Origin of the sequence: Nonomuraea turkmeniaca (genome assembly GCF_005889735.1) — a bacterium.
Lineage (GTDB): Bacteria > Actinomycetota > Actinomycetes > Streptosporangiales > Streptosporangiaceae > Nonomuraea > Nonomuraea turkmeniaca.
On sequence record NZ_VCKY01000007.1, the window covers coordinates 76,619 to 97,470 of the forward strand.

The following is a 20,852-nucleotide window of genomic DNA, read 5'->3' on the forward strand; positions in this document are numbered from 1 at the left end:
GCTCGGCGGGACTCGGCGTCGTAGCGGTGTTCAAGTGCGGCGGCGAGGGCCGGCCGAGGCTTCAACGGCCTGGCGCCAGTGGGGAGCCGAGTCGATCTGTACGTGGTCGCTGTCCTGGTCGGACAGGAACGACGCCAGCGCCCGCCCCTCCTCCGCCACGGCGGCGAGGTCCGCTGGAGAGAAGCGGCGCAGCGGGGCGACGATCACGGTGCCGGCCTTGACGTTCCAGGTCGCGGCCACCCGGCCGTCGACCAGGACCACGCGGGCGCCCGCGACCGACAGGCCGCGGTGGTCGTCGTCGACGATCCGGCTGCGGTCGTGGTAGCCGAGCAGCGCGTTGTCGAACGCCGGCAAGAACCGCACCGGGGCGGGTGTGTCGGGGTCGGGGCGCGGTGCGCCGGGGAGGTCCAGCAGTTCCCGGCCTCGCTCGTCCCGGAAGGTGACCAGTTCCCCGCGTACCGCGGACACGGCGGCCGGCAGTCCGGCCAGGCCGCACCAGGCGCGCAGGTCGGCTGCGGCGGCGGGGCCGAACGCGGCAAGGTAGCGCCGCACCAGCGTCTGACCGACCGGGTCGGAACCGTCCGGGGACGGAGGGTCGATCTCACGCCCCAGCCAGGACGAGAGCAGGACGTTGCGCACCCCCGCTCTCGTGCGCCACAGCCCGCGCGGCGGAAGCTGCGCGCCCGGGACGAGGGCGGCGACCAGCATTTCCCCCAGCGCCCGCGGCCCCGGCCCCGGCCAGCGATCGGCGAGCGCCCGCGCGAGCTCGCTCATCGAACGGGGCTCACCGTCCGCCATGACCGCTCGGCCCGCCGCGGCGAGCTCGTCGAGATCCACCCCGTCGAGCTCGCGGCGGTACGTCCCGAGCACCCGCTGCCGCAGCATGACGTCGTGGCGGGCCCGCCAGGCCAGGGCGTCGTCGGCGGTGAGGAGGTGGACGGTGCGGCGCATGAGGTGGGTACGCACCACGCTCCGCCCGACGAGCAGGTCCGACAGCACCGCCGGGTCGAACGCGCGCAGCCGCGACCAGAGCCCGGCGAACGGTTCCTGCGGTTCCTGCGCCTGCAGGCCGCACAGATGCGCGACGGCGTCGAGGACCGGCAGGTCGGCGCGGTCGAGGAGCAGTTGCCGGGCGAGCGTCGCGCGGTTGAGCGCCCGGGTGCCGAGAACGGTCATCGCCTCATGCCGCCGCGCGTGCATTTCGGAGTTCAGGACGCGTCGTAGCCGCTGACGACGTCCACGACCCACGTGACGCCGAACCGGTCCTTCAGCATCCCGTAGAGGGGCGCCCACTGTGCGGGCCCCAGCGGCTGCAGGACGGTCGCGCCGACGGAGAGCTTCTCCCAGTACGCGGTGATCTCCCCGGCCGCTTCGCCGCGGAGTGAGACGAAGAACGCGTTCGCACCGTGGTCCCACGGCAGGCGCGAAGGCACGTCGTAGGCCATCACCCGAAAGCCGTCGCCGGCGGCCACCTGGCCCCACATCACCTGGTCGGCCTCGGACGGCTCCTGGACGTTCCCGGCGTCCTCGTACGTGACCACGGCCATGTCCCCGCCGAACACGGACTGGTAGAACGTGAGCGCCGCGCGGGCGTCACCACGGAAGTTGAGGTGGGTCACAACGTCGACGGACATGATCCGCTCCTTGCCTTTCGATTCCTCTTGGCTCGGCGATCACAGTGACAGGAGAAGCGGACAGGGTGTGGCCGCTTCTCCTGGCAACATGGGGACCATGCCGAAGTGCGCCTGCCGAAAGCCGCATCCGTGCAGGTCAAGCGGCATGTGAGTACGCGTCGAGGACTCCGCGACAATGGTGAACATGACACGTGCGGTGTACGTCGCGGCGAGCGAGGCGGGAAGCAACAAGGGCACGGTCGCCCTGGGCATGGTGGAGCTGCTGTCCCGGCAGGTGGAGACCGTGGGCGTGTTCCGTCCGGTGGTGCGGGCGGGGCGTGAGGACAACCTGATCAACACCGTCCGGAGCAGGTTCCAGCTCGGCCTCCCCTACGAGATGTGCGCCGGCGTCAGCTATGACGAGGTGCACGCCGATGCCGAGCGTGCGGCCGGTGACATCGTGGCCCGCTTTCGTGCGCTCGCGGGGAAGTGCGACGCAGTGGTCGTCGTCGGGACCGATTACACCGATGTGGGCGCCCCGACCGAGTTCGAGTTCAACGCCCGGCTGGCCGCGGACCTGGGGACGCCGGTGCTGCACGTGGTGAGCGGGAGGGACAGGACGGTCTCGGAGATCGCCGCCGCGGTCGAGCTGTCGTCCCGGCAACTGGCGCAGCACCACGCCCGGGAGCTCGCCGTCGTGGTCACCCGGGCGGCTGCCGAGCACATCGCGATCGACCATCCCACGCCCGTGTTCGTGCTGCCCGAGGCCCCCTCCCTGCGCGCCCCCACCGTCGCCGACCTGCTGGATGCCTGCGACGGGAGGTTCTTCCTCGGCGCGCGCGACGGGCTCGGCCGGGAGGCGAGCGCGCTGATGGTGGGCGCGATGTCGTTGCCCAGCATCCTGGACCGCTATACCGAGGGGGCAGCGGTGATCATCCCCTCCGATCGGGCCGCCGCGCTGCTGCCCGGGCTGATCGCGGCGCATGCGGCGCCGGGCTTTCCCGCCCTGTCGGCGGTGATCATGACGGGCGGCACGGATCTGCCCGCCCCGGTGGACCGGCTGCTGCGCAGCATGGCCATTCCTCTGCCGGTCATCGCCACCGACCACGACACCTTCGACACCGCCACCCGTCTGTCGGCGGTGGAGGGCCAGTTCACGCCCGAAGCCGGCGGGAAGACCGACACGGCACTGCGGTTGTTCGCCGAGCACGTCGACGGCCGGCTGCTGCTCGATCGGCTGGCCATCGCCAAGACCGACGTGGTCACCCCGCTGATGTTCGAGTACGAGCTGCTGGACCGGGCGCGTACCCGGCGCAGGCACATCGTGCTGCCCGAAGGCGAGGAGCCGCGCATCCTGCGCGCGGCAGACGTTCTGTTGCGCCGTGGCGTGGCCGAGCTCACCCTGCTCGGCGACGAGGAACGCATCAGGGAGCAGGCTGCCCAGCTCGGCCTGGATCTGGAGCAGGCCAGAGTGCTCGACCCGTTCGACGCGCGGCTGCGCGAGCGGTTCGCCCTCGAGTACGCCAGAGTCCGGGCGCACCGGGGGATGACCGTCGAGCTGGCCCGCGACACCGTCACCGACGTGTCCTACTTCGGCACGCTGATGGTGCACACCGGCATGGCCGACGGCATGGTCTCGGGGGCGGCGCACACCACCGCGCACACCATCAGGCCGGCGTTCGAGATTCTTCGGCTGGGGCTGGTCTCCAGCGTGTTCTTCATGTGCCTGGCCGACCGGGTGCTGGTGTACGGCGACTGCGCGGTCAACCCCGATCCGAGCGCCGAGCAGCTCGCCGACATCGCGATCTCCTCTGCGCGCACCGCCGGCCTGTTCGGCGTCGACCCCCAGATCGCCATGCTGTCGTACTCGACGGGCGCCTCGGGCGCCGGCGCCGATGTCGACAAGGTCCGCACCGCCACCGCGCTGGTCCGCGAGCGCCGTCCCGACTTGCCGGTGGAAGGACCGATCCAGTACGACGCCGCGGTCGACCCCTCGGTGGCGCGGACCAAGATGCCCGGCAGCCAGGTGGCAGGGCGCGCCACCGTCTTCGTGGTGCCCGACCTCAACACCGGCAACAACCTCTACAAGGCCGTCCAGCGCAGCGCCGGCGCCGTCGCGGTGGGACCGGTGCTCCAAGGGCTGCGCAAGCCCGTCAACGACCTGTCCCGCGGCGCCACCGTCGCCGACATCGTCACCACCGTGGCCATCACCGCGGCCCAGGTACGCGACGACGAGCCAAGCGCCGGCCGCGAGGACCGGGCAGGGACGGCAACACGCCACTGAGGGATATGCGCACAGGTCAGTCCGCCCCCTCCAGCGGCACCTGACCACGGACTCTGGCGATGTCCACCGCCCGATCCGCGGCGCGACGACACCGTAGGACCGGACGGGATCCGCAGGGAACCGCATGCCGCCGATCCCACGAGGCGCCGGCCCCGGCGGGACGGCGGCTGTTCCGGCTGATCGGGCTGGTGCCGGACTGCCGAGGTCCTTTTTAAGACTTGACTTATATAAGCGGTGAGTGAGATTCTCGGTGCCGTGCAGGCGTCGCGCGGCCGGCACCCCGCGGCTGTACGACGGACTCGGCGTCACTTCGGGAGGCCGACATCTGGCTGGAACGCATGCGCCGGTTCTGGAGCCGGCGTCTGGACGCGTTGGGCGCAGAACTCGCGCGCGGCAAGCGTGAGCGCGAACGGCGCGACAACACGGCCGGGACGCCGCCTTACGGGCAGTCCATCGGATCCGAGAGCGAGGAAGACACATGATCGACATCGTCAACCAGATCAACGCCATCCACCGGGAGCTCGGCAACCAGGCGGTGGCCACCGGCGAAGGGCGGTCGCTGCTCCTGCGCCGCGCCTACGACGCCCCGATCGAGGACGTGTGGAGCGCCTGCACCGACCCCGACCGGATCAGCCGATGGCTGGCCCCGATCGAGGGCGACCTGCGGCTCGGCGGCACGTTCCAGCTCAAGGACAACGCCGGCGGGGAGATCCTGCGCTGCGAGAAACCCCATCTGATCAAGGTGACCTGGGCCATGGGGGAAGGCATGGCCACCGAGGTCGAAGTCCGGCTGGCGTCCGGCGACGGCGGCGGCACCGTCTTGGAGTTGGAGCACGCGGCGCCCGCCGAGATCGTCGACGAGATGGCGCGCACCTACGGGCCCGGCGGCACGATCGGGATCGGCGGCGGCTGGGACCTCACGCTGCTCGGCCTCGACCTGTTCCTGAGCGGCGCGGAGTTCGATCCGGCGACCTGGGAGGACACGTCCGAGGCGAAGGAGTTCGCCACTCGTAGTTGTCACGCCTGGGGGACCGTGATCCAGGCGGCCTGGGGGATCGGCGACGACGACATCGCGGCGGCGATCGCGTTCGGAGTGCAGCACTTCGCTCCCGAGAGCGGAGGTAGCGGCAATGGCTGACCGCCCCGGATCGATGACCGAGCCGGTCGCCGCCGTAGGGTGGACGAGGACGCTGCTGATCTGCGGCATCGTGGCCGGCCCGCTCTACATCGTCGTGGTCGTCCTGCAGATGCTCACCAGGGACGGGTTCGACATCAGCCGGCACCCGGCCAGCATGCTGAGCAACGGCGAGCAGGGATGGATCCAGATCGCCAACTTCGCGGTCAGCGGCCTGCTGTTCGTGGCGTGCGCGATCGGGCTGTACCGGGTGCTGGGGCCGGCGTCGGGCCCTGGCGGCACGTGGGGGCCGCGGTTGGTCGGCGTCTTCGGCGTCGGGATGGTCGCCGCGGCCGCCTTCTCCGCCGATCCCGCCGACGGCTTCCCTCCGGGAACGCCGGTCGGCCCGCCCACGAGCATCAGCTGGCACGGAATGGTGCACTTCCTGGTCGCCGGGGTCGCCTTCCTCGCCCTCAGCGCCGGGTGCTTCGTCTTCGCCCGGAGGTTCGCCGCGGCCGGTCACCGCGGGTGGGCGGTCTTCAGTGCGGTGACCGGTGCGTTCTTCCTGGCGACGTGGGTCTCGATATTCGTGCTGCAGGGCGCCCGGGCGGCCAATATCGCCTTCGCCGTCGCGATCGCGCTCGTCCTGGTGTGGACATCGCTCCTGGCCAAGCACCGGCTGACCCTGCCTCGGGAGGAGCAGTCGCGGGGGACCCGCCCTGTTGGGTGAGGTCGGGTTCTCGGGAGCCGGCTGACGCCGGAGGGGGCAGCAGCGCGTCTTCCAGCAACTGCATGAGCATCAGGCCGATCAGGGCCGCCACGGGGATGGCCAATGCCGCGAGGATGAGTCTTCACCTCCTGTGGTCGCGCCGCGTCGGGCGCTCGCGATCCGACAAGGGGCCGCCCTATGCTCCGGGCGCGTCTAGTGATCGGTCACTTCTATCGCGCCGGGACGGCCAGGGTGGCCGCTGTCGTCTCTTCCGCCAACCCGCGCCCTCTACCTCGCACAACGTGGGCTAAACAGTGCTCCTCGATGTACGCCACCCCGTACGGATGGCGGGTCGTGTGGATCGCCTAAGCTGTAACGGTTTCTACGACATCGAGCACCGGATACCTTCCGATCATCACCTTTTGTTGGAAGGGTGGTGTTTCGACAGGGGATTTGGCGACTGCAGGGATGAGGATCAGATGACTGATGGCTCTCGTCATCAGCGCATGAGGGAACTACCGCCACCTTGGCCCGGCGACCGCTACGAAGTCCTGTGCCAGCGTCCTGCGCCTTACCCAGGTTCGCGGGATCAGTACCACTTCGCGGAGTACGCCGTGGAATCGGCGCGGGCGCTGGAGAAGGCCGGTCTCGTCACTCGTGTTGCCGTGATCAGGATGGCCGATGACACCGTCATCTACGATCCCGTCGCCGGCGTGGAACTGCCTCCGGGTCAATGGTGAGGGCGCCGATCGTTCTCACCGTCACACGCTGCGGCAGAGCTCGTCAGGGCGTCACCGTGAACCTGTGGAGGCGTTCGCCGATGCGGTAGTAGAGGCCGCCGAAACGGTCGGCGGTCAGGCCTTCCATCCCGGCCGCCGTCCGCAGCACGGTCATCGCCTTGGTCGATCTGCTCACCTTGAAGATCTGATCGCCCAACGTGCCGTACACGTGGTCAGGGTCCTGGGGGATGGTCAGCAGGACGCCGTCGCGCCAGGCCAGGCCGGCGCGGGACGTGTAGTCGGGGTCGGGGAACAGCCGCGTGGTCGTGATCGTGTCCGGACGGGCCGGGTCGAAGGTGATGAGCGAGCCGCCGGCCAGGCCCCACACCTGGCCGTCCACCTCCGTCAGGGCGGTGACGGCCTTGGGCGCGATCAGCGGGAGTGGGTGGGTCCGGAGTGTTCCGGTCGTGGGGTCGTAGGAGAAGAGGGTGGCCGAGGCGCCGGGGGCGAAGACGGGGTTGACGCCCAGTGCGCCGCGCGTGGAGGTGCCGCCGAAGACCTTGCCGCCCGCGTACGCGAGGGAGACGACGGCCTGGTCCGGCACCACGCACAGGGTGCGGCCCGGTAGGCCTTCCCGCCAGATGCTCAGGGCGCCGCTGCGCTTGCCGTACTTGGGGACGGTGCCCATGTAGACGGTGCCGTCGGGGGCGGCGGCCAGGGCGTAGGGGCGGTCCTGCGGAGGCGGGCCCTGGCCTGCGCCGCAGTCGTGCGCCTTGTCGCCCGCGTCGCCGCCGGTGTAGTGGAGTGTGGGTGGCCAGGGGCCGCCGGGGGTGTGGCTGTAAAGCTTCGCCGAGGGGTAGGCGGCGATGTAGAGGCGGCCGTGGGCGCTCATCATGCTGTCGGTCTGGCTGAGCCCGGTAAGGGTGGGGGTGTCCGGGCTGTTGTCGTCCACGTCGCCGTGCAGCGGGTCGTAGACGCCGGTGCCGCCGGTGAGATAGCCGCCGGTGTAGATCTTTCCGTCCGGACCGGTGCCGAGCGCATTGATCGCGGCAGGCAGGACCGGTGTGTCCGGAACGAGGCGGCTGCTCCACTGGCCGGTCGCGGGCGTGTACTTGAAGATCCTGGTGCCGTCGGTGGCCGCGCCGAGGCCGGTGAGCGTGCCGCCCGTCCAGGTGTAGCCGGTCACGTCCAGGCCCGGCCGGACGGTGGTCGCCTGCACGGTCCTGGCGGCCAGGTCATAGGAGTGCAGCAGGCCTTCCTTGACGAACCAGATCCGGCCGTCGCGCTCGGGCGAATGAGGCAGGTCGGCGTCGGTGATGGCGGCGTCGGTGACGGCCTGGTACGAGCCGTCGGCGTTCCGGATCACCTGCAGGACGAGCAGCGTACGGTCGAGCCGGGCGAACAGCCTGCCGCCGGTCCACGTCAGGCCGCCCACCATGGAGTTGTGCGCGTAGGCGGCCGGAAGGAGGCTGTCCGTCCGCCCCGTCACGTTGTCGAACCTGACCAGCGCCGCGTTCGTGCCCGTGCCCAGGTAGGTGGCGTTGGCGGCCGGATCGTGGGCGATGCTGCGGACGTACTCGGCGCCGGCCACGGCGGGCACGCCGCCGATCGTGGTGAAGGCGCCGTTGTCGTACTTGAAGTAGCGGCCGTCGTTGTACGTGCCGCCGTAGACCTTGCCGCCCGCTCCCGGCTCCAGGTCCCAGATGAAGGAGTAGCCGCCCTCGGCCCGGCCCAGGCTCGTCATCGCCGCCTGGCCGGGCACGTACCGGTAGAGCATGGAGTTGGGGTAGGTGCCGAGGTAGACGCTGCCGTCGGTGGCGGTGGCCGCCGCCCAGCCGCCGACCGTGGGTGTGGTGGCGGTGTCGGGGATGGTGACGGTCCTGGTCACCCGCTCGGTGGCCAGATCGATGACGGCCAGGCGCGGGTTGGCGTCGGCGGTGCCGGTGTAGAGGGCGTAGGCGTTGTCCGCGTCGAACGTGGTGGCGTTCGGCACGCTGCTCTGGATCTGCACGCCCAGGTCGGTCGCTTCCTTGCTGATCAGCACCTCGTCCCAGTAGGCGGTGCCGACGTTCGCCACGCCCGAGTAGATGAGCGCGGAGACGGTGGCCGTGCCGGTGGGGGCGATGCCGGAGGCCGTCACGGTGTTCCAGCGTCTGCCGGACACCGAGGCGAAGGTGCTGCCGAGGAGTTGGCCCGACGAGCCCCTGAAGCGGAGGTAGAGGCCGGCGCTGCCGCTTTCGGTCCAGACCGTTGCGAACGCCGTGTAGCGGCTGCCCGCCGTGGCGGGCAGCCCGGGCAGGCTCTCCCTGCCGTACGCGGCGGCCGCGTCGGCGTCCTCCACGCGGGCCGTCGTGCGGCCCTCCCAGACGACGGGCGCCACGCCTCCGGGGCTGTGCGAGCCGCTCCAGCCGGAAAGGCCGTCGTCGAAGCCGCTGTTGGAGATGCGCAGGTCGGCCGCGTGGGCGATGGGTGAAGTCGCCAGAGCGGCCGTCAGCACGAATGCCATCGCCACCGCTGAGGCCACCCGCCGGGTCCGTGCGGGCCGGGGCCCGCCTCGACCGCTCGGGGGAGGGCTCGTGGGGATGTGGGTGGTCCACGGGGATCGGATCTGGCGCGTCAACCGGGTCTCCTTGGGGGCGGATCTCCAGTAAGTGATCACCTTCGGGATTATGGCCATGACCGTAAACTTTCGGGTGACCGCCGTCAATGCTCGTGACAGCGGCAGGCCGGAGGCGCCTGGGTGCTCATGCCGGCGTCCTGCTCGCCATGGCGGCGGTGTGCGCCTCTGACGGCACGGGCATCGGTGCCACGGGTGTCATGATGGCTAGGTTTCTCGAAGCCACAGCCGGACACGGAGGACAGACCGTGCGCATCGCTCTCGCCGGGCTCGCCACCAGCCATCCCTACACCGACGCCCGCACCCTGTCCCGCCATGCCGAGCTCATCGTGTGGGAGCAGGATCCGGAGCGGATGCGGCGGTTCACCGATGAGCATCCGCACGCGAAGGTGGCGGGCAGCCTCGAGGAGCTGCTGGCGGGCCGGCTCGACGGGGTGGTGCTGACCGTGCCCAACCCCCAGGTGCCGCAGGCGCTGGCGAAGGTGCTCGAAACGGGCGTGGCGTGCTTCGTCAACAAGCCTGCCGCCGCCAGCCGGGCCCAGCTGGAGCAGCTCGACCGGCTGCCCATCCACGACCGCGTGCTGTCCGGCTCGGTGCTGCGCTTCGCGCCGGCCTTCGCGGGAGCGGGGGCGCGGGTCGACCGGGACGAGGTGCTGGCCGTGCGGGCGACCGTACGGCACGACGTGGGGATCTGGGCGACCGGGTACAACGCCTGGCAGGACACGCCGGGCGAAGGCGGCGGGACGATGGTCACCATGGGGATTCACGGCGTGGAGCTCCTGGTGGCGCTGCTCGGTCCCGACGTGCGGCTGGTGGGCGCCGCGGGGGCGCGGCGGCATTATGCGACGCTCCGGTCGGAGGACACCGGGGTGATGGCGCTGCGCTGGGACGACGGCATCACGGGCACGGTCGAGATCCTCGGCGTCTCCGAGTCCGAGTCCTACGGCGTCACGCTGTACAAACGCGACGTCACCGAGACGATCGTGATCGAGAGCGGGGACGATCCGGTTCGGGGGCTCGGGTACGAAGGGACGGTCGAGGCGTTCCTCGCGATGGTGGGCGGAGCGCCCAGCCCGGTGCCCTGGCGGGAGACGAGGGCCGTGCTCGACGTGCTCGTCTCCGCACGCGAGAAGACCGCCTGAGCAGCCCCGGCCCGTTGACAGGTAGACTCTGCCAAGGTTACGGTCTGGACCGTAAATAACGGATGGAGGAGACCGCGTGCGGACGACAGGGGAACTCGAGGAGCGACTGGCACGGCCGAGTGCCGGGCTCGTCGACGATCTGGGCAAGCTCGACGGCGACATCATGATCCTGGGCGCCGGCGGCAAGCTCGGCCCGAGCCTGGTACGCCTGGCACTGAACGCCACCGGAGGCAGCAGGCGGATCATCGCCGTGTCCCGCTTCTCCGAGCCGGGCCTGGCCCAGGCGCTTCAGGACGAGGGCGCCACCGTGGTGGCCGCCGACGTCGCCGACGAGCGGGCGCTGCGCGACCTGCCGGACGCGCCCAACGTGCTGTTCCTGGTCGGCGCCAAGTTCGGCACGCAGGGCCGCGAGCACGCCACCTGGTTCACCAACGCCTACCTGCCGGGCCGCGTCGCCGACCGGTTCGCCGGCAGCAGGATCGCCGCGCTGTCCACCGGGAACGTCTACCCCCTCGTCCCCGTCGCCGACGGTGGCAGCACCGAGGACTCGCCCACCGGACCCGTAGGCGACTACGCGATGAGCTGCCTGGGCAGGGAGCGCGTGCTGACGCACTTCGCCGAGACGAACCGCACGCCCATGTCGCTCATCCGCCTCAACTACGCGGTCGAGCTCCGGTACGGAGTGCTCGTCGACCTCGCCCAGAAGGTGCTCGCCGGAGCGCCCATCGACCTCACGACAGGCCAGGTGAACGTCGTCTGGCAGGGCTACGCCAACGAGGTCGCGCTCCGGTCGCTGCTGCTCGCCGACGTGCCGCCGTACGTGCTCAACGTCACCGGCCCCGAGCTGATCTCGGTACGGCAGGCCGCGCGGGCACTCGGCGCGGCGCTCGGCAAGGAGCCGGTGTTCACCGGGGAGGAGGCGCCGACGGCGCTGCTCTCGAACGCCTCCCGATGCCACCGCCTGTTCGGCTACCCCAAGCTGACCCCCGCCGAGCTGATCGAGCACACGGCGCGCTGGGTCGCCGACGGCGGGCCGCTGCTGGGCAAGCCCACCAAGTTCGAACGCCGCGACGGCCGTTTCTAACGCACGTGCTCACTTCAGACGACAAAGGGGGACCTCACGTGCTCGGCACGGCTCAAGAGGCGCAGACGTCCGTGCGCGACCTGTTCAAGCGCGGTCTGGTGATTCCGGCCCATCCGCTGGCCCTGACCGAGGACAGGAAGCTGGACGAGCGCCGCCAGCGCGCACTGACGCGCTACTACGTCGAGGCCGGCGCGGGCGGGCTGGCGGTGGGCGTGCACACCACGCAGTTCGCCATCCACGGCACCGGCCTGCTGGCACCCGTGCTCGAACTGGCCGCGGGAACGGCCAAGGAGTCCGACCGCGAGGTGGTGCTGGTGGCCGGCGCGACCGGGTCCACGGAGCAGGCGGTGGCGGAGGCCGAGCTGGCCAGGTCGCTCGGGTATCACATGGTGCTGCTCAGCCCGTACCGGGAGCTCGACGAGGATGGGCTGATCGAGCGGGCGCGCGCCGTGGGCGACGTGCTGCCGGTCATCGGCTTCTACCTGCAGCCCGCGGTGGGCGGGCGCCCGCTGTCGCGCGATTTCTGGACGCGGCTGGCGGCGATCGAGTCCGTGGTCGGCGTCAAAGTCGCGCCCTTCGACCGGTACCGCACCCTCGACGTGCTGCACGGCGTCGTACGGGCGGGGCGGGCCGGGGAGGTGGCGCTCTACACGGGCAACGACGACCACATCCTGGCCGATCTCATCACCTCCCACCGGGTCGTCGTGGACGGGCGGCAGGTGGAGGTGGAGTTCGTCGGCGGCCTGCTCGGCCAGTGGGCGGTCTGGGTGCGGCGGGCGGTGGAGCTGCTGGAGGAGGCCAAGCTGGCGCGGTCGGGCGACGACGTGGCGATACGCCGGCTGCTCGGCCTCGACGGCCATCTGACCGACGCCAACGCGGCCATCTTCGACTCGGCGAACGGCTTCCGCGGCTGCATCCCCGGCATCCACGAGATCCTGCGCCGCCAGGGATTGCTGGCGGGCCGCTGGTGCCTCGACCCGGAGGAGGAGCTGTCACCGGGGCAGCTCGCGGAGATCGACCGCATCTGGGCCGCCTACCCTTGGCTGCGCGACGACGACTTCGTGGCCCAGGGGCTGGACCGATGGCTGGCCTGAGTGACGGGTCTCCTCGCGGATCGAAGGACGGCTAGAGGGTGAGGCGGTAGAGGGTGAGCGGACGGCCGCTGGAGCCGCTGGTCAGGTTGCCGGTGCGTTCGGCCAGCCCGGCCAGCTCCAGCCGGTGCAACATGCGCCGGGCGGTGCGCTGCTGGACGGCGAGCCGCTCGGCGATCTCGCGGGTGGTCAGCGCCTCCCCGCCGGCCGCGTCGCGGGCCTCAAGCAGCTTCTCCAGGGTCGGCACCGACAGGCCCACGCGGCGGGCGATCACCGACAGGTGCTGCCCGCCGGAAGGCGCGCTGATCACCGACTCCAGCACGATGTCGGTGTCGGCGCGCAACGACAGCACGGCCGCCACGTTCCCGATGCGCCGGGCCCTGGCCAGTGCCCGGCGGGCCAGGCTCTCGGCTTCGGCGGCGCTGCGCCCGAGGCCGAAACCCACCCGCGCCACGCCGCTGTGACCGGCCAGCCGCGCCAGCATGGGCAGCCCCGTGAAGCCGCCCGTGGCCTCGAAGAGCGGGCCGCGAGTGGTCACCAGCAGGTGGGTGCCGCCGCGGAAGGCGGCCAGCGTGCCGCCCAGCGCGCCCGCCTCGCGCAGCAGGCCCTCCTCGCTGTCCACCTCGACCAGGCCGAGCACGATCTGCGCGTCCTCCTGGGCCTGGCCCTCGGCGGTCAGCAGGAGCTGGCGCAGCGCCACGCGTACCGAGTGCTCGGACGGCGCCAGCCGCAGCACCTGCATCTCGTCGCGCAACGCCTCGTGCACCGAGCTGAGACAGGTGATCACCGGGTGGTCAGGGGCGCGGCGGTGGAAGGCGATGATCTTCTTGGAGGTCGTCTCCGGCCGGTAGCCGAGCGTCCGCAACTGGTCGGTGGGCAGCCCGGCCCCGACGAACGTGGCGGTGACGTCGGCGGGGGAGATGGTGTCGATGGACAGACGGGTGATGTCCCGGCCCTCGTGCTGGAGTCGTACCAGGGCGCTGAGCAGCGTCGCGCCCGAGTAGTCGACGAACACGGCGGGACGGGAGAGCACGTCGGCGCCCCGGGCCAGCATGTACGGCACGATGCCGGTGAACAGCCAGCCCTCGACCGAGCCGGCGTGCGCCTCGACGATGGCCGGCGCCTGCGACTCGTGGTCGTAGTCGAGCCGGAGTGTGCCCACGCCGGGCTGCTCCTCGCAGGTGGCCGCGACGTCGTCGACCAGATCGTGCGGGCCGACGACTCCGATGACGATACCCACCCGCGCCTCCTTCTCCCTCATAACGGTCTAGACCGAAAGGCTATCCGGTGACCCTGCACTTTCCCAATATGGCCGAACCCGCAGGCCGTACTCTCGGCGACGAGGAGGTGGCGGCGCTGGATCGGGTCATCCGCTCCGGCATGCTCAACTCCGTGTGGGGGACCGCCGCGCGGGCGCTCGAACGCGAGGTCGGAGCGTTGTACGGCTCCCGCCACGCGATCGCGTGCGCATCCGGCACCGCGGCCCTCCACCTGTCGGTCGTGGCGGCGGCGCCGGATCCCGGTGACGAGATCATCACGACGCCGATCACGGACTTCGGGACCGTGGCCCCCATCTTGGCGCAGAACGCGGTTCCTGTCTTCGCCGATGTGGATCCGTCCGACGGCAACCTCGATCCTGATGCCGTGGCCGCGCTCATCGGGCCGCGTACCCGCGCGATCATGGCGGTGCACCTGTTCGGCGCGCCCGCCCGGATCGGCGAGCTGCGCGACCTGGCGGACGCGCACGGCCTGGCGCTCATCGAGGACTGCGCCCAGGCGTGGCTGACCGAGCTGCCCGGCGGTGGGTACGCGGGCACGGCCGGGCACGTCGGCACCCTGAGCCTGCAGCAGTGGAAGCACATCACCTGCGGTGACGGCGGCCTCACCATCACCGACGACGACGAGCTGGCCAGACGTATGCGGTTGTTCGCGGACAAGGGATGGGACCGGGCCGCGGGGCGTTCGCACGAGAGCCTCGGCCTGAACTACCGGATGACCGAGCTGCAGGCCGCCGTGGCCGGGGCCCAGCTCGAGAAGCTGCCCGGGGTCGTGGCGTCCAGGCGCCGCACCGCCGTGGAGCTCATCGAGGCCCTGCGCGGGCTGGGTGAGGGGGAGGGGACGGCGATACGGCTGCCCCGGCCGGACGGCTCCCAGGTCGCCATCGAGCTGCCCCGGCCGGACGGGCACGCCTGGTGGTTGTTCCCGCTCGTCCTGCCCGGCGGCGACGCGCCAGAGCTGGCCGCGCACCTGGGCGCGGCCGGGATTCCGGCGCGGGCCGGTTATCTGAGAGAGCCCCTCAACCAGGCACCGTTGTGGGACAGGCCGATTTACGGCACCTCCCGGTACCCTCTGGAGGGCTACCGCCCCGCCCCCTGTCCCGAGGCCGAGCGGCTGGTCGGCAGCACGCTCCTGATCATCGACTGGAACGAGCACTACACGTCAGAGCACGTCAAGGTCATCGCCGACGCCGTCGCGAACTATCCCGGCAAGGCGTAGTTACGTTCATGTATCAAGCATTGACCGGACATCCCTCGATCACTAGGTTTCGGTCAGGACCGGTATTCAGGAAAGGAAAGCCGCCGATGAGGAACATAGCGGCAGCCGGCATCGCGGCCGCCCTGAGCGTCGTGATCGCCGGATGCGGATCCGGTGGCTCGGGTTCGGACAAGAGCACGGTGACCCTCTGGATGTACCCCGTGATCGCGGACCAGGCCAAGAACAAGGCCTTCTGGGACAAGGTCGAGAAGGACTTCGAGGCCAAGAACCCCGCGATCGACATCAAGATCGACCAGCAGCCCTGGGACGGCCGGCAGGAGAAGATCACCACGGCACTGGCCTCCAAGAAGGGCTTCGACCTGGTCGTGCTCGGCCCGGACCAGATCCCGCAGTACGCTCAGCAGGGCACGCTGGAGCCGGTGGACGACGTGATCGCCGCTGACAAGGCCGCCTACCTGCCCAACGCGCTCACCGCGTTGACGGTGAGCGGCAAGCTCTACGGCGTCCCCATCTACCAGACGATCACCGCCCCCATCTACAACAAGAAGCTCTTCGCCGACGCGGGCGTCACCAAGGTGCCGGAGACGCTGGCCGAGCTGAAGGAGGCCGCGCCCAAGCTGGCCGCCAAGAAGGTGGCCATCCTCGACTACCCCGGTAAGCCCGAGGTCTCGCTCAACCAGAGCTTCTACCCGATCCTGTGGGCCAACGGCGGCTCGGTGTTCTCCCCCGACGGCAAGAGTGTGACCGTCAACAGCCAGCAGGGCATCGACAGCCTGCAGTTCCTGCTCGACCTGAAGGCGGTCGGCGGCCTGCCCGAGAACACCGCCAGCAAGAGCAACGACATCGAGGGCGGCGCGCTCGCCGCCGGCAAGGCCGCGATGTACCACGCGGCCACGGCCCTCAACGCCGACCAGCTCGGGGCCGCCATCGGCGCGGAGAACGTGGGCGTCGGCCTGCCGCTGGAAGGCAGCAAGCGCGTCGCGTTCGGCATCCCGGGCGGCCTGGTTCTGGCCAAGCACTCCCAGAACAAGGACGCGGCCAAGAAGTTCGCCGGCTACATCGCCTCTTCCGAGGTGGGCGGGCCGCTGGCCAAGGAGTCCGGCTTCTTCTCCCCGCGTTCCGACGTGACGATCCCCGACCAGTCGGCGACCTCAAAGGAGTTCGCCAAGTCGCTGCAGTACGCCTACCCTGGCGACGCCCACCCCAAGGCCCGCCAGGTCATGGCGATGATCTCGGCGCACATCCAGGCGGCGCTGATCGGCAAGGAGGACGCCAAGACGGCCCTCGACGCCGCCGCCAAGGAGGGTAACGAGCTGCTGGCCGCCGGCGGCTGACATAATCCGGGCCTCCCCTCGGGGAGGCCCGTCTTCTCGGAAAGGTGTGAAACCCGGTGCGCCATCGCCTGCGTGATCCGGTCACGGGACTGCTGTTCGTCCTCCCGATGCTCGTGCTGTTCCTGATCTTCAGGATCTTCCCCACCCTCGGGGCGGCGGGCATGAGCCTGACGAACTGGAACATCGGCGGCGAATGGAGCTTCACCGGCGCCGACAACTACGCGCGGCTCGTGAACGACCCGAACTTCTGGTCCAGCCTCCGGGCGACGCTGGTGTACACCGTCATCTACGTGCCGCTGGTCATGGCCGTCTCGCTCGGCACCGCGCTGCTGCTCAACTCGATCGTCTTCATGCGCGGGCTGTTCCGCGGCATTCTCTTCCTGCCGTATGTGACCAGCTTCGTGTTCGCCGGCATCATCTGGCGCTGGATCTACGAGTTCGACGGCCTGATCAACGGCCTCCTGGCCAAGCTGGACCTGGGGCCGGTCGCCTTCATGGAGCGCTCGGAGCTCGTGCTGCCCGCTCTCGCCCTGGTCTCCTGCTGGAAGGGCTTCGGCTACTCGATGCTGATCCTGCTGGCCGGGCTGAAGGCCATCCCCGGCTCGTACCTGGAGGCGGCCAAGGTGGACGGCGCCGGGCCCTGGCAGCGCTTCCGCGGCATCACGCTGCCCCTGCTCAAGCCCGCGCTCTTCTTCGTGCTGGTGATCGAGACGATCGCCTCGTTCCAGGTCTTCGACACGATCTACGTGATGACCGGCGGCGGGCCGGCCAAGGCCAGTTACACCCTCATCTACGGCATCTTCGAACGCGGCTTCCGGTTCTGGGAGTTCGGCTACGCGGCCACGTGGGGGATGGTGTTGTTCGCCATCGTGCTGGTCATCTCGCTGATCCAGCGCCGCTTCGTCGGCAGGGAGAACACATGACTGTGACGGCCACGCGCCCCGCCACCTCCCGGGTCCGGCCGGCCGCCGCGCCGCGCCGCCACGGCAGGAGGTGGCCGCTCTACACGCTGCTCACGATCATGTCGCTGCTGACCCTGGGCCCGTTCATCGCGATGGTCATCGTGGCGCTCACGCCCAGGGGCGAGCCGACCGTGCCCGTGCAGTGGCCCGACTCGCTCACCTTCGACAACATCACGCAGGTCCTGAGCGCCTCCGGGTTCGCCGAGTGGACGATCAACTCGCTGATCTACTCGGCCGTCTCCGTGGTGATCATTCTGCTCACCTCGTCGATGGCCGGCTACGCGTTCGCCAAGAAGCGGTTTCCCGGGCGCGACACCATGTTGTGGACGTTCCTCGCGACCATGATGGTGCCGTTCCAGGCCACGCTCATCCCGCTGTACGTGCTCGTCTCCGACTTCGGCGGCGCGGACACCTTCTGGGGGCTGATCGTGCCGACGCTGGCCAACTCGCAGGCGGTCTTCCTGATGCGCCAGTTCATCCTCGGGCTGCCCGACGAGTTGTTCGACGCGGCCAAGGTGGACGGGGCCTCGGAGCTGCGCGTCTACTGGACGATCGTGGTGCCGCTGACCAAGCCGATCCTGGCGACCCTGGGCGTGTTCGTCTTCCTGTGGCACTGGAACGACTTCCTCTGGCCCCTGGTGATCTCGCAGAGCGACGCCACGCGGACGCTGACCGTGGGGCTGACGGTGCTGAAGACGGAGGAGCTGCAGTGGTCGATGCTGATGTCCTCCGCTGCGATCTCGGCGGTGCCGTGCCTGCTGGTCTTCTTCCTGCTGCAGCGTTACCTGGTCAACAGCATTGCGATGACCGGGCTGAAGTGACCGGTTCCCCTCCCCGGAGCTGAACGGCCTACGCTTGTCGCCCGGAATGTCGGTGAGGGGAGCTTGATGAGTACGCCGATCGACCCGCGGGCCGCCCAGCTTCGTGACCGCCTGCGCGGGGCCGTGGTCGCCGCCGCCCTGACGCCGATGACCGCGGCGGGGGAGGTGGACCTGGACCTCGCGGAGGCGTACTTCCGGCGGCTGGCCGCCTCGGGCGCCGACGCCCTGGCCGTCCTCGCCCACACCGGCCGCGGTCCCTTCCTGCCTCCGGATGTCCGCGCCGGGGTGATCGCCCGCGCCCGCCGTGTGGGCGTCCCGGTCATCGCGGGCATCGGCGGCACCCCTCCGGCCGGCACGCGGATGGCCGCCGAACCGGGCGCCGAACCGGGCGCCGAACCGGGCGCCGAACCGGGCGCCGAGCTGGACGCGGTGGCGGAAGCGCGGATGGCCGCCGAGCTGGGGGCCGACGGGGTGCTCGTGTTCCCGGCACCGGGGGATCGGGTGGCGCTGCACGAGGAGGCGTGGGCGGCCGCCGGGCTGCCGATGATCGCCTTCGACCTGTACACGGACCCGTGCCCGCCCGCCACGCTCCGCGAGATCCTCAGCCTTCCCGGTGTCGCCGGGCTCAAGACGGCGTTGTTGTCGGACGCGATGGGCTGCCAGGAGACGATCGCCGTCACCCGCGAGGCCGGCAGGCTGGCCATCACCGGTGAGGACCGCATGTTCGGCCCCTCGCTCCTGTGGGGCGCGGAGGCGGCGCTGGTGGGCATCGCGGCCGCGTCGGTGGAGACGACGGCGGCCGTGATGCGCACGTTCGCGGGCGACGGCCTGCGCGGCTTCCAGAAGGCGTCGGCGCGGCTGGACCGGCTGGCGGCGGCCACGTTCACGGCGCCCATGGAGGGATACGTCCAGCGCATGTTCTGGTTGGCCGCCGCGGAGGGCCTCATCCCCGAGTCCCACGCGCACGACCCGTACGGCCCCGCCCTGCCGGACGGCGAACGCGCCAGGGTCCTGGCGGCCGCCGCCTCGTAGCCCGGTCAGATGGCTATGCGGATGAGGTTGCGGCCCTTGAGGCCGTAGAGGGCCTTGCGGGACGGGTCGATGTTGATCCGGGAGCCGCCGCCGAACCAGTCGCTCGCCAGGCCCGCCACGAGCTTCCGGGACGTGAGGCCCACCAGGTCGATCTTGTAGATGGCGTCCTCGTCACTGGTGTACGCATGCCGCCCGGCGAGCACCAGGTCGCCGCCGCGGTCGCACACCTTCAGCGTACGGGTGACCTTGCGCCGGAGCAGGTCGTACTCGAACAGGACACCGCCGTCGGTGATCCCGTACAGGGCGAGCGGCGTGTGCTTGAGGCTCGTGACGGCCTTCGCGCCGGCCATCGGCTCGATCTCCCACTTCACCCGACGGGTACGCAGGTCGAACGCCGCCAGCCTGGCCGTGGACGTGACCGGAGGCGCGCCGAGCCCCTCCTGCGTGCTGGTGCCCAGGTAGACGGTGCCGAGCAGGGCGGTCAGCGAGAACACGGTCTGCCGCTCGACGACCGGCCGGTAGGTGTCGAGCTTGCCGGTCCGCGGGTCGTACACGTCGAGCGCGCCGTTCTGATGCCCCGGCTCCGGCTGGGTGGACATCACGATCAGCCCGGTCAGCTTGTCGTGGACCAGGTCCTTCGGCCGGTCCTGGTTGTGGCCGGTGCGGAAGAGCAGCTTGGCCTCGGGGTCGCCGGCGCGGTGGGAGTAGAGGGCGGCCTGGGTGTAGATGCCGAGGTAGGTGGTGTCCTCGACGGTCATGATGGTCTTGGGCTCGCCACCGATGGCCAGCCGGGTGACCTGGCGGGTGGCGAGGTCGTGGATGTCGCAGCCGCCCTTGCCGCCGACGTAGACCCGCTCGCCGTCGCTGTGCACCGACATCGGCTCCTCCGGGGCGGCCCGGAAGCCCTTCTGCACGTGGCTGACGTAGTCGATGGCGCCGGTGGCCGGGTCGTAGACGAAGACGCCAGGGTCCTGCATGCCGTAGATGAGTCCGTTGTGCTCCAGGATGCGGACGGTGGCCGCCTCCGGGAACGGCACCCCGAGCACCTCGTACGTTCCGTTCGCGATGTGGTAGCGGTAGAAGGTCCCGGAGGGACGGCCGGCGAAGTACACCCAGCCGTCGTGGATGAGCACCGAGACGACGTACTTCTCGCCCGGCGCGGTGGCCTTGACGACCTTGTACGCGGCCGGGTTCGCCTTCTCCAGCACGATCAGCTCCGCCAGCGAGTTCATGCCGCCCGCCACGTGCGTGTCGCTGATCGACATGCTCGACACCCAGTCGCGGTCGGCCACCTCGGCGGGCAGCAACTCGCGTTTCTCGCCGGTCTGCCGGTCGATCGCGATGAGGTGGGCGTTGGTGCCGACCCCGGCGTAGACGTGGGTGGCGTCGGCCTGGATGCTGCGCACGTACGCCTCGCCCGGAGCCGGCTGGCCCAGGTCGCGGCTGACGCCGGTGGCCGGGTCGTACTCCACCACGCGACCCGGCTGCGACATGCCCAGGTAGACCTTGCCGTCGGGCGAGGCCGCCATGGTCCAGATGTACGGGTCCGGGTATTCGGCGAGCCTGGTCGTGGTGCCCGTGAGCGTGTCGATCTTGTAAAGATCCGATCGGGAGTGGGTCCCGACGTAGACATCGGTGCCCGTCTTGCACATCGCCCAGATGCCCACCCCGGTGGGGATCTCGAAGTGGGCCGTGACCTTGTCCTGGCCCAGGTCCCAGGCGCCCACGACGTTGGGCGCCAGGCCGCGTGAGCCCATGTAGCACACGTCGCCGACGAACTCGGCGTTGCCCAAGGGGCTGACGACGCTCGCCGGGCCGAGGTCGGTGATGGTGC

At 70.5% G+C, this 20,852-nt stretch carries 17 protein-coding genes; 12 read left to right on the top strand and 5 right to left on the bottom strand.

From position 1 onward, the window contains the following. Positions 1–30: 30 nt before the first annotated feature. Complete coding sequence (locus tag ETD86_RS03490) at positions 31–1,176, bottom strand: winged helix DNA-binding domain-containing protein (protein WP_138664612.1); 1,146 nt, start codon at positions 1,174–1,176, stop codon at positions 31–33. A gap of 32 nt (positions 1,177–1,208) precedes the next feature. After that, positions 1,209–1,634, bottom strand: a complete 426-nt coding sequence (locus tag ETD86_RS03495; RefSeq protein WP_138664613.1) for a VOC family protein — start codon at positions 1,632–1,634, stop codon at positions 1,209–1,211. A 184-nt stretch (positions 1,635–1,818) separates the two neighbouring features. Between ETD86_RS03495 and pta the strand changes: the two genes are divergently transcribed. The 4 genes from pta to ETD86_RS56670 all read left to right on the top strand — a co-directional run bounded on the left by pta (position 1,819) and on the right by ETD86_RS56670 (position 6,460). Beyond that, positions 1,819–3,897, top strand: a complete 2,079-nt coding sequence (pta, locus tag ETD86_RS03500; protein WP_138664614.1) for a phosphate acetyltransferase — start codon at positions 1,819–1,821, stop codon at positions 3,895–3,897. Positions 3,898–4,375: 478 nt separating this feature from the next. After that, positions 4,376–5,035, top strand: coding sequence for an SRPBCC family protein (locus ETD86_RS03510; protein WP_138664615.1), 660 nt, complete (start codon positions 4,376–4,378; stop codon positions 5,033–5,035). Further along, the gene (locus tag ETD86_RS03515; RefSeq protein WP_211369809.1) at positions 5,028–5,741 is read left to right on the top strand and encodes a DUF998 domain-containing protein; all 714 of its coding nucleotides are present in this window, start codon (positions 5,028–5,030) and stop codon (positions 5,739–5,741) included. Before ETD86_RS03510 ends, ETD86_RS03515 begins: the two co-directional genes overlap by 8 nt. 323 nt (positions 5,742–6,064) lie before the next feature. Beyond that, positions 6,065–6,460, top strand: a complete 396-nt coding sequence (locus ETD86_RS56670; protein ID WP_138664616.1) for a hypothetical protein — start codon at positions 6,065–6,067, stop codon at positions 6,458–6,460. Positions 6,461–6,503: 43 nt separating this feature from the next. On the opposite strand, the gene ETD86_RS03525 is transcribed toward ETD86_RS56670, so the two are convergent. Continuing rightward, a complete protein-coding gene (locus ETD86_RS03525; protein ID WP_138664617.1) occupies positions 6,504–8,945 on the bottom strand; it encodes a ligand-binding sensor domain-containing protein in 2,442 nt (813 codons plus the stop codon). A 359-nt stretch (positions 8,946–9,304) separates the two neighbouring features. On the opposite strand from ETD86_RS03525, the gene ETD86_RS03530 reads away from it, so the two are divergent. The 3 genes from ETD86_RS03530 to ETD86_RS03540 all read left to right on the top strand — a co-directional run bounded on the left by ETD86_RS03530 (position 9,305) and on the right by ETD86_RS03540 (position 12,376). Continuing rightward, the gene (locus tag ETD86_RS03530) at positions 9,305–10,198 is read left to right on the top strand and encodes a Gfo/Idh/MocA family protein (RefSeq protein WP_170222859.1); all 894 of its coding nucleotides are present in this window, start codon (positions 9,305–9,307) and stop codon (positions 10,196–10,198) included. 76 nt (positions 10,199–10,274) lie between these two features. Beyond that, positions 10,275–11,282 (top strand): NAD-dependent epimerase/dehydratase family protein, encoded by a 1,008-nt coding sequence (locus tag ETD86_RS03535; protein WP_138664619.1) that lies wholly within the window; start codon positions 10,275–10,277, stop codon positions 11,280–11,282. 38 nt (positions 11,283–11,320) lie between these two features. Further along, a complete protein-coding gene (locus ETD86_RS03540) occupies positions 11,321–12,376 on the top strand; it encodes a dihydrodipicolinate synthase family protein (protein ID WP_211369810.1) in 1,056 nt (351 codons plus the stop codon). Between the two features lie 31 nt (positions 12,377–12,407). Here the strand turns inward: ETD86_RS03540 and ETD86_RS03545 are convergent, their stop codons facing one another. Beyond that, entirely contained in the window at positions 12,408–13,613 is a 1,206-nt protein-coding gene (locus tag ETD86_RS03545) for a response regulator (RefSeq protein WP_138664620.1), read from the bottom strand. A 68-nt stretch (positions 13,614–13,681) separates the two neighbouring features. On the opposite strand from ETD86_RS03545, the gene ETD86_RS03550 reads away from it, so the two are divergent. From ETD86_RS03550 to ETD86_RS03570, 5 genes are all read left to right on the top strand, one after another. After that, complete coding sequence (locus tag ETD86_RS03550) at positions 13,682–14,869, top strand: DegT/DnrJ/EryC1/StrS family aminotransferase (RefSeq protein ID WP_246147568.1); 1,188 nt, start codon at positions 13,682–13,684, stop codon at positions 14,867–14,869. A gap of 86 nt (positions 14,870–14,955) precedes the next feature. Beyond that, the gene (locus ETD86_RS03555; RefSeq protein WP_138664621.1) at positions 14,956–16,203 is read left to right on the top strand and encodes an extracellular solute-binding protein; all 1,248 of its coding nucleotides are present in this window, start codon (positions 14,956–14,958) and stop codon (positions 16,201–16,203) included. Between the two features lie 56 nt (positions 16,204–16,259). After that, positions 16,260–17,126: a carbohydrate ABC transporter permease gene (locus ETD86_RS03560; RefSeq protein ID WP_138664622.1), complete on the top strand. Its 867-nt coding sequence runs from the start codon at positions 16,260–16,262 to the stop codon at positions 17,124–17,126. Then, positions 17,123–17,986, top strand: a complete 864-nt coding sequence (locus ETD86_RS03565) for a carbohydrate ABC transporter permease (protein ID WP_138664623.1) — start codon at positions 17,123–17,125, stop codon at positions 17,984–17,986. The genes ETD86_RS03560 and ETD86_RS03565 overlap by 4 nt, the downstream gene beginning before the upstream one ends. A 66-nt stretch (positions 17,987–18,052) precedes the next feature. Further along, positions 18,053–19,018, top strand: coding sequence for a dihydrodipicolinate synthase family protein (locus tag ETD86_RS03570; RefSeq protein ID WP_138664624.1), 966 nt, complete (start codon positions 18,053–18,055; stop codon positions 19,016–19,018). Between the two features lie 5 nt (positions 19,019–19,023). Here ETD86_RS03570 and ETD86_RS54795 read toward each other — a convergent pair. Continuing rightward, a partial coding sequence (locus ETD86_RS54795; RefSeq protein ID WP_170222860.1) for a ligand-binding sensor domain-containing protein occupies positions 19,024–20,852 on the bottom strand: 1,829 nt, incomplete at its 5' end.

Excerpts from the sequence above, each read along its gene's own strand:
- ETD86_RS03570 (WP_138664624.1), top strand. The coding sequence starts at position 18,053 with ATGAGTACGCCGATCGACCCGCGGGCCGCCCAGCTTCGTGACCGCCTG.
- ETD86_RS03515 (WP_211369809.1), top strand. The coding sequence starts at position 5,028 with ATGGCTGACCGCCCCGGATCGATGACCGAGCCGGTCGCCGCCGTAGGG.
- ETD86_RS56670 (WP_138664616.1), top strand. The coding sequence starts at position 6,065 with ATGGCGGGTCGTGTGGATCGCCTAAGCTGTAACGGTTTCTACGACATC.
- ETD86_RS03550 (WP_246147568.1), top strand. The coding sequence starts at position 13,682 with ATGGCCGAACCCGCAGGCCGTACTCTCGGCGACGAGGAGGTGGCGGCG.
- ETD86_RS03525 (WP_138664617.1), bottom strand. The coding sequence starts at position 8,945 with ATGGCATTCGTGCTGACGGCCGCTCTGGCGACTTCACCCATCGCCCAC.
- ETD86_RS03490 (WP_138664612.1), bottom strand. The coding sequence starts at position 1,176 with ATGACCGTTCTCGGCACCCGGGCGCTCAACCGCGCGACGCTCGCCCGG.
- pta (WP_138664614.1), top strand. The coding sequence starts at position 1,819 with ATGACACGTGCGGTGTACGTCGCGGCGAGCGAGGCGGGAAGCAACAAG.
- ETD86_RS03565 (WP_138664623.1), top strand. The coding sequence starts at position 17,123 with ATGACTGTGACGGCCACGCGCCCCGCCACCTCCCGGGTCCGGCCGGCC.
- ETD86_RS03555 (WP_138664621.1), top strand. The coding sequence starts at position 14,956 with ATGAGGAACATAGCGGCAGCCGGCATCGCGGCCGCCCTGAGCGTCGTG.
- ETD86_RS03510 (WP_138664615.1), top strand. The coding sequence starts at position 4,376 with ATGATCGACATCGTCAACCAGATCAACGCCATCCACCGGGAGCTCGGC.
- ETD86_RS03495 (WP_138664613.1), bottom strand. The coding sequence starts at position 1,634 with ATGTCCGTCGACGTTGTGACCCACCTCAACTTCCGTGGTGACGCCCGC.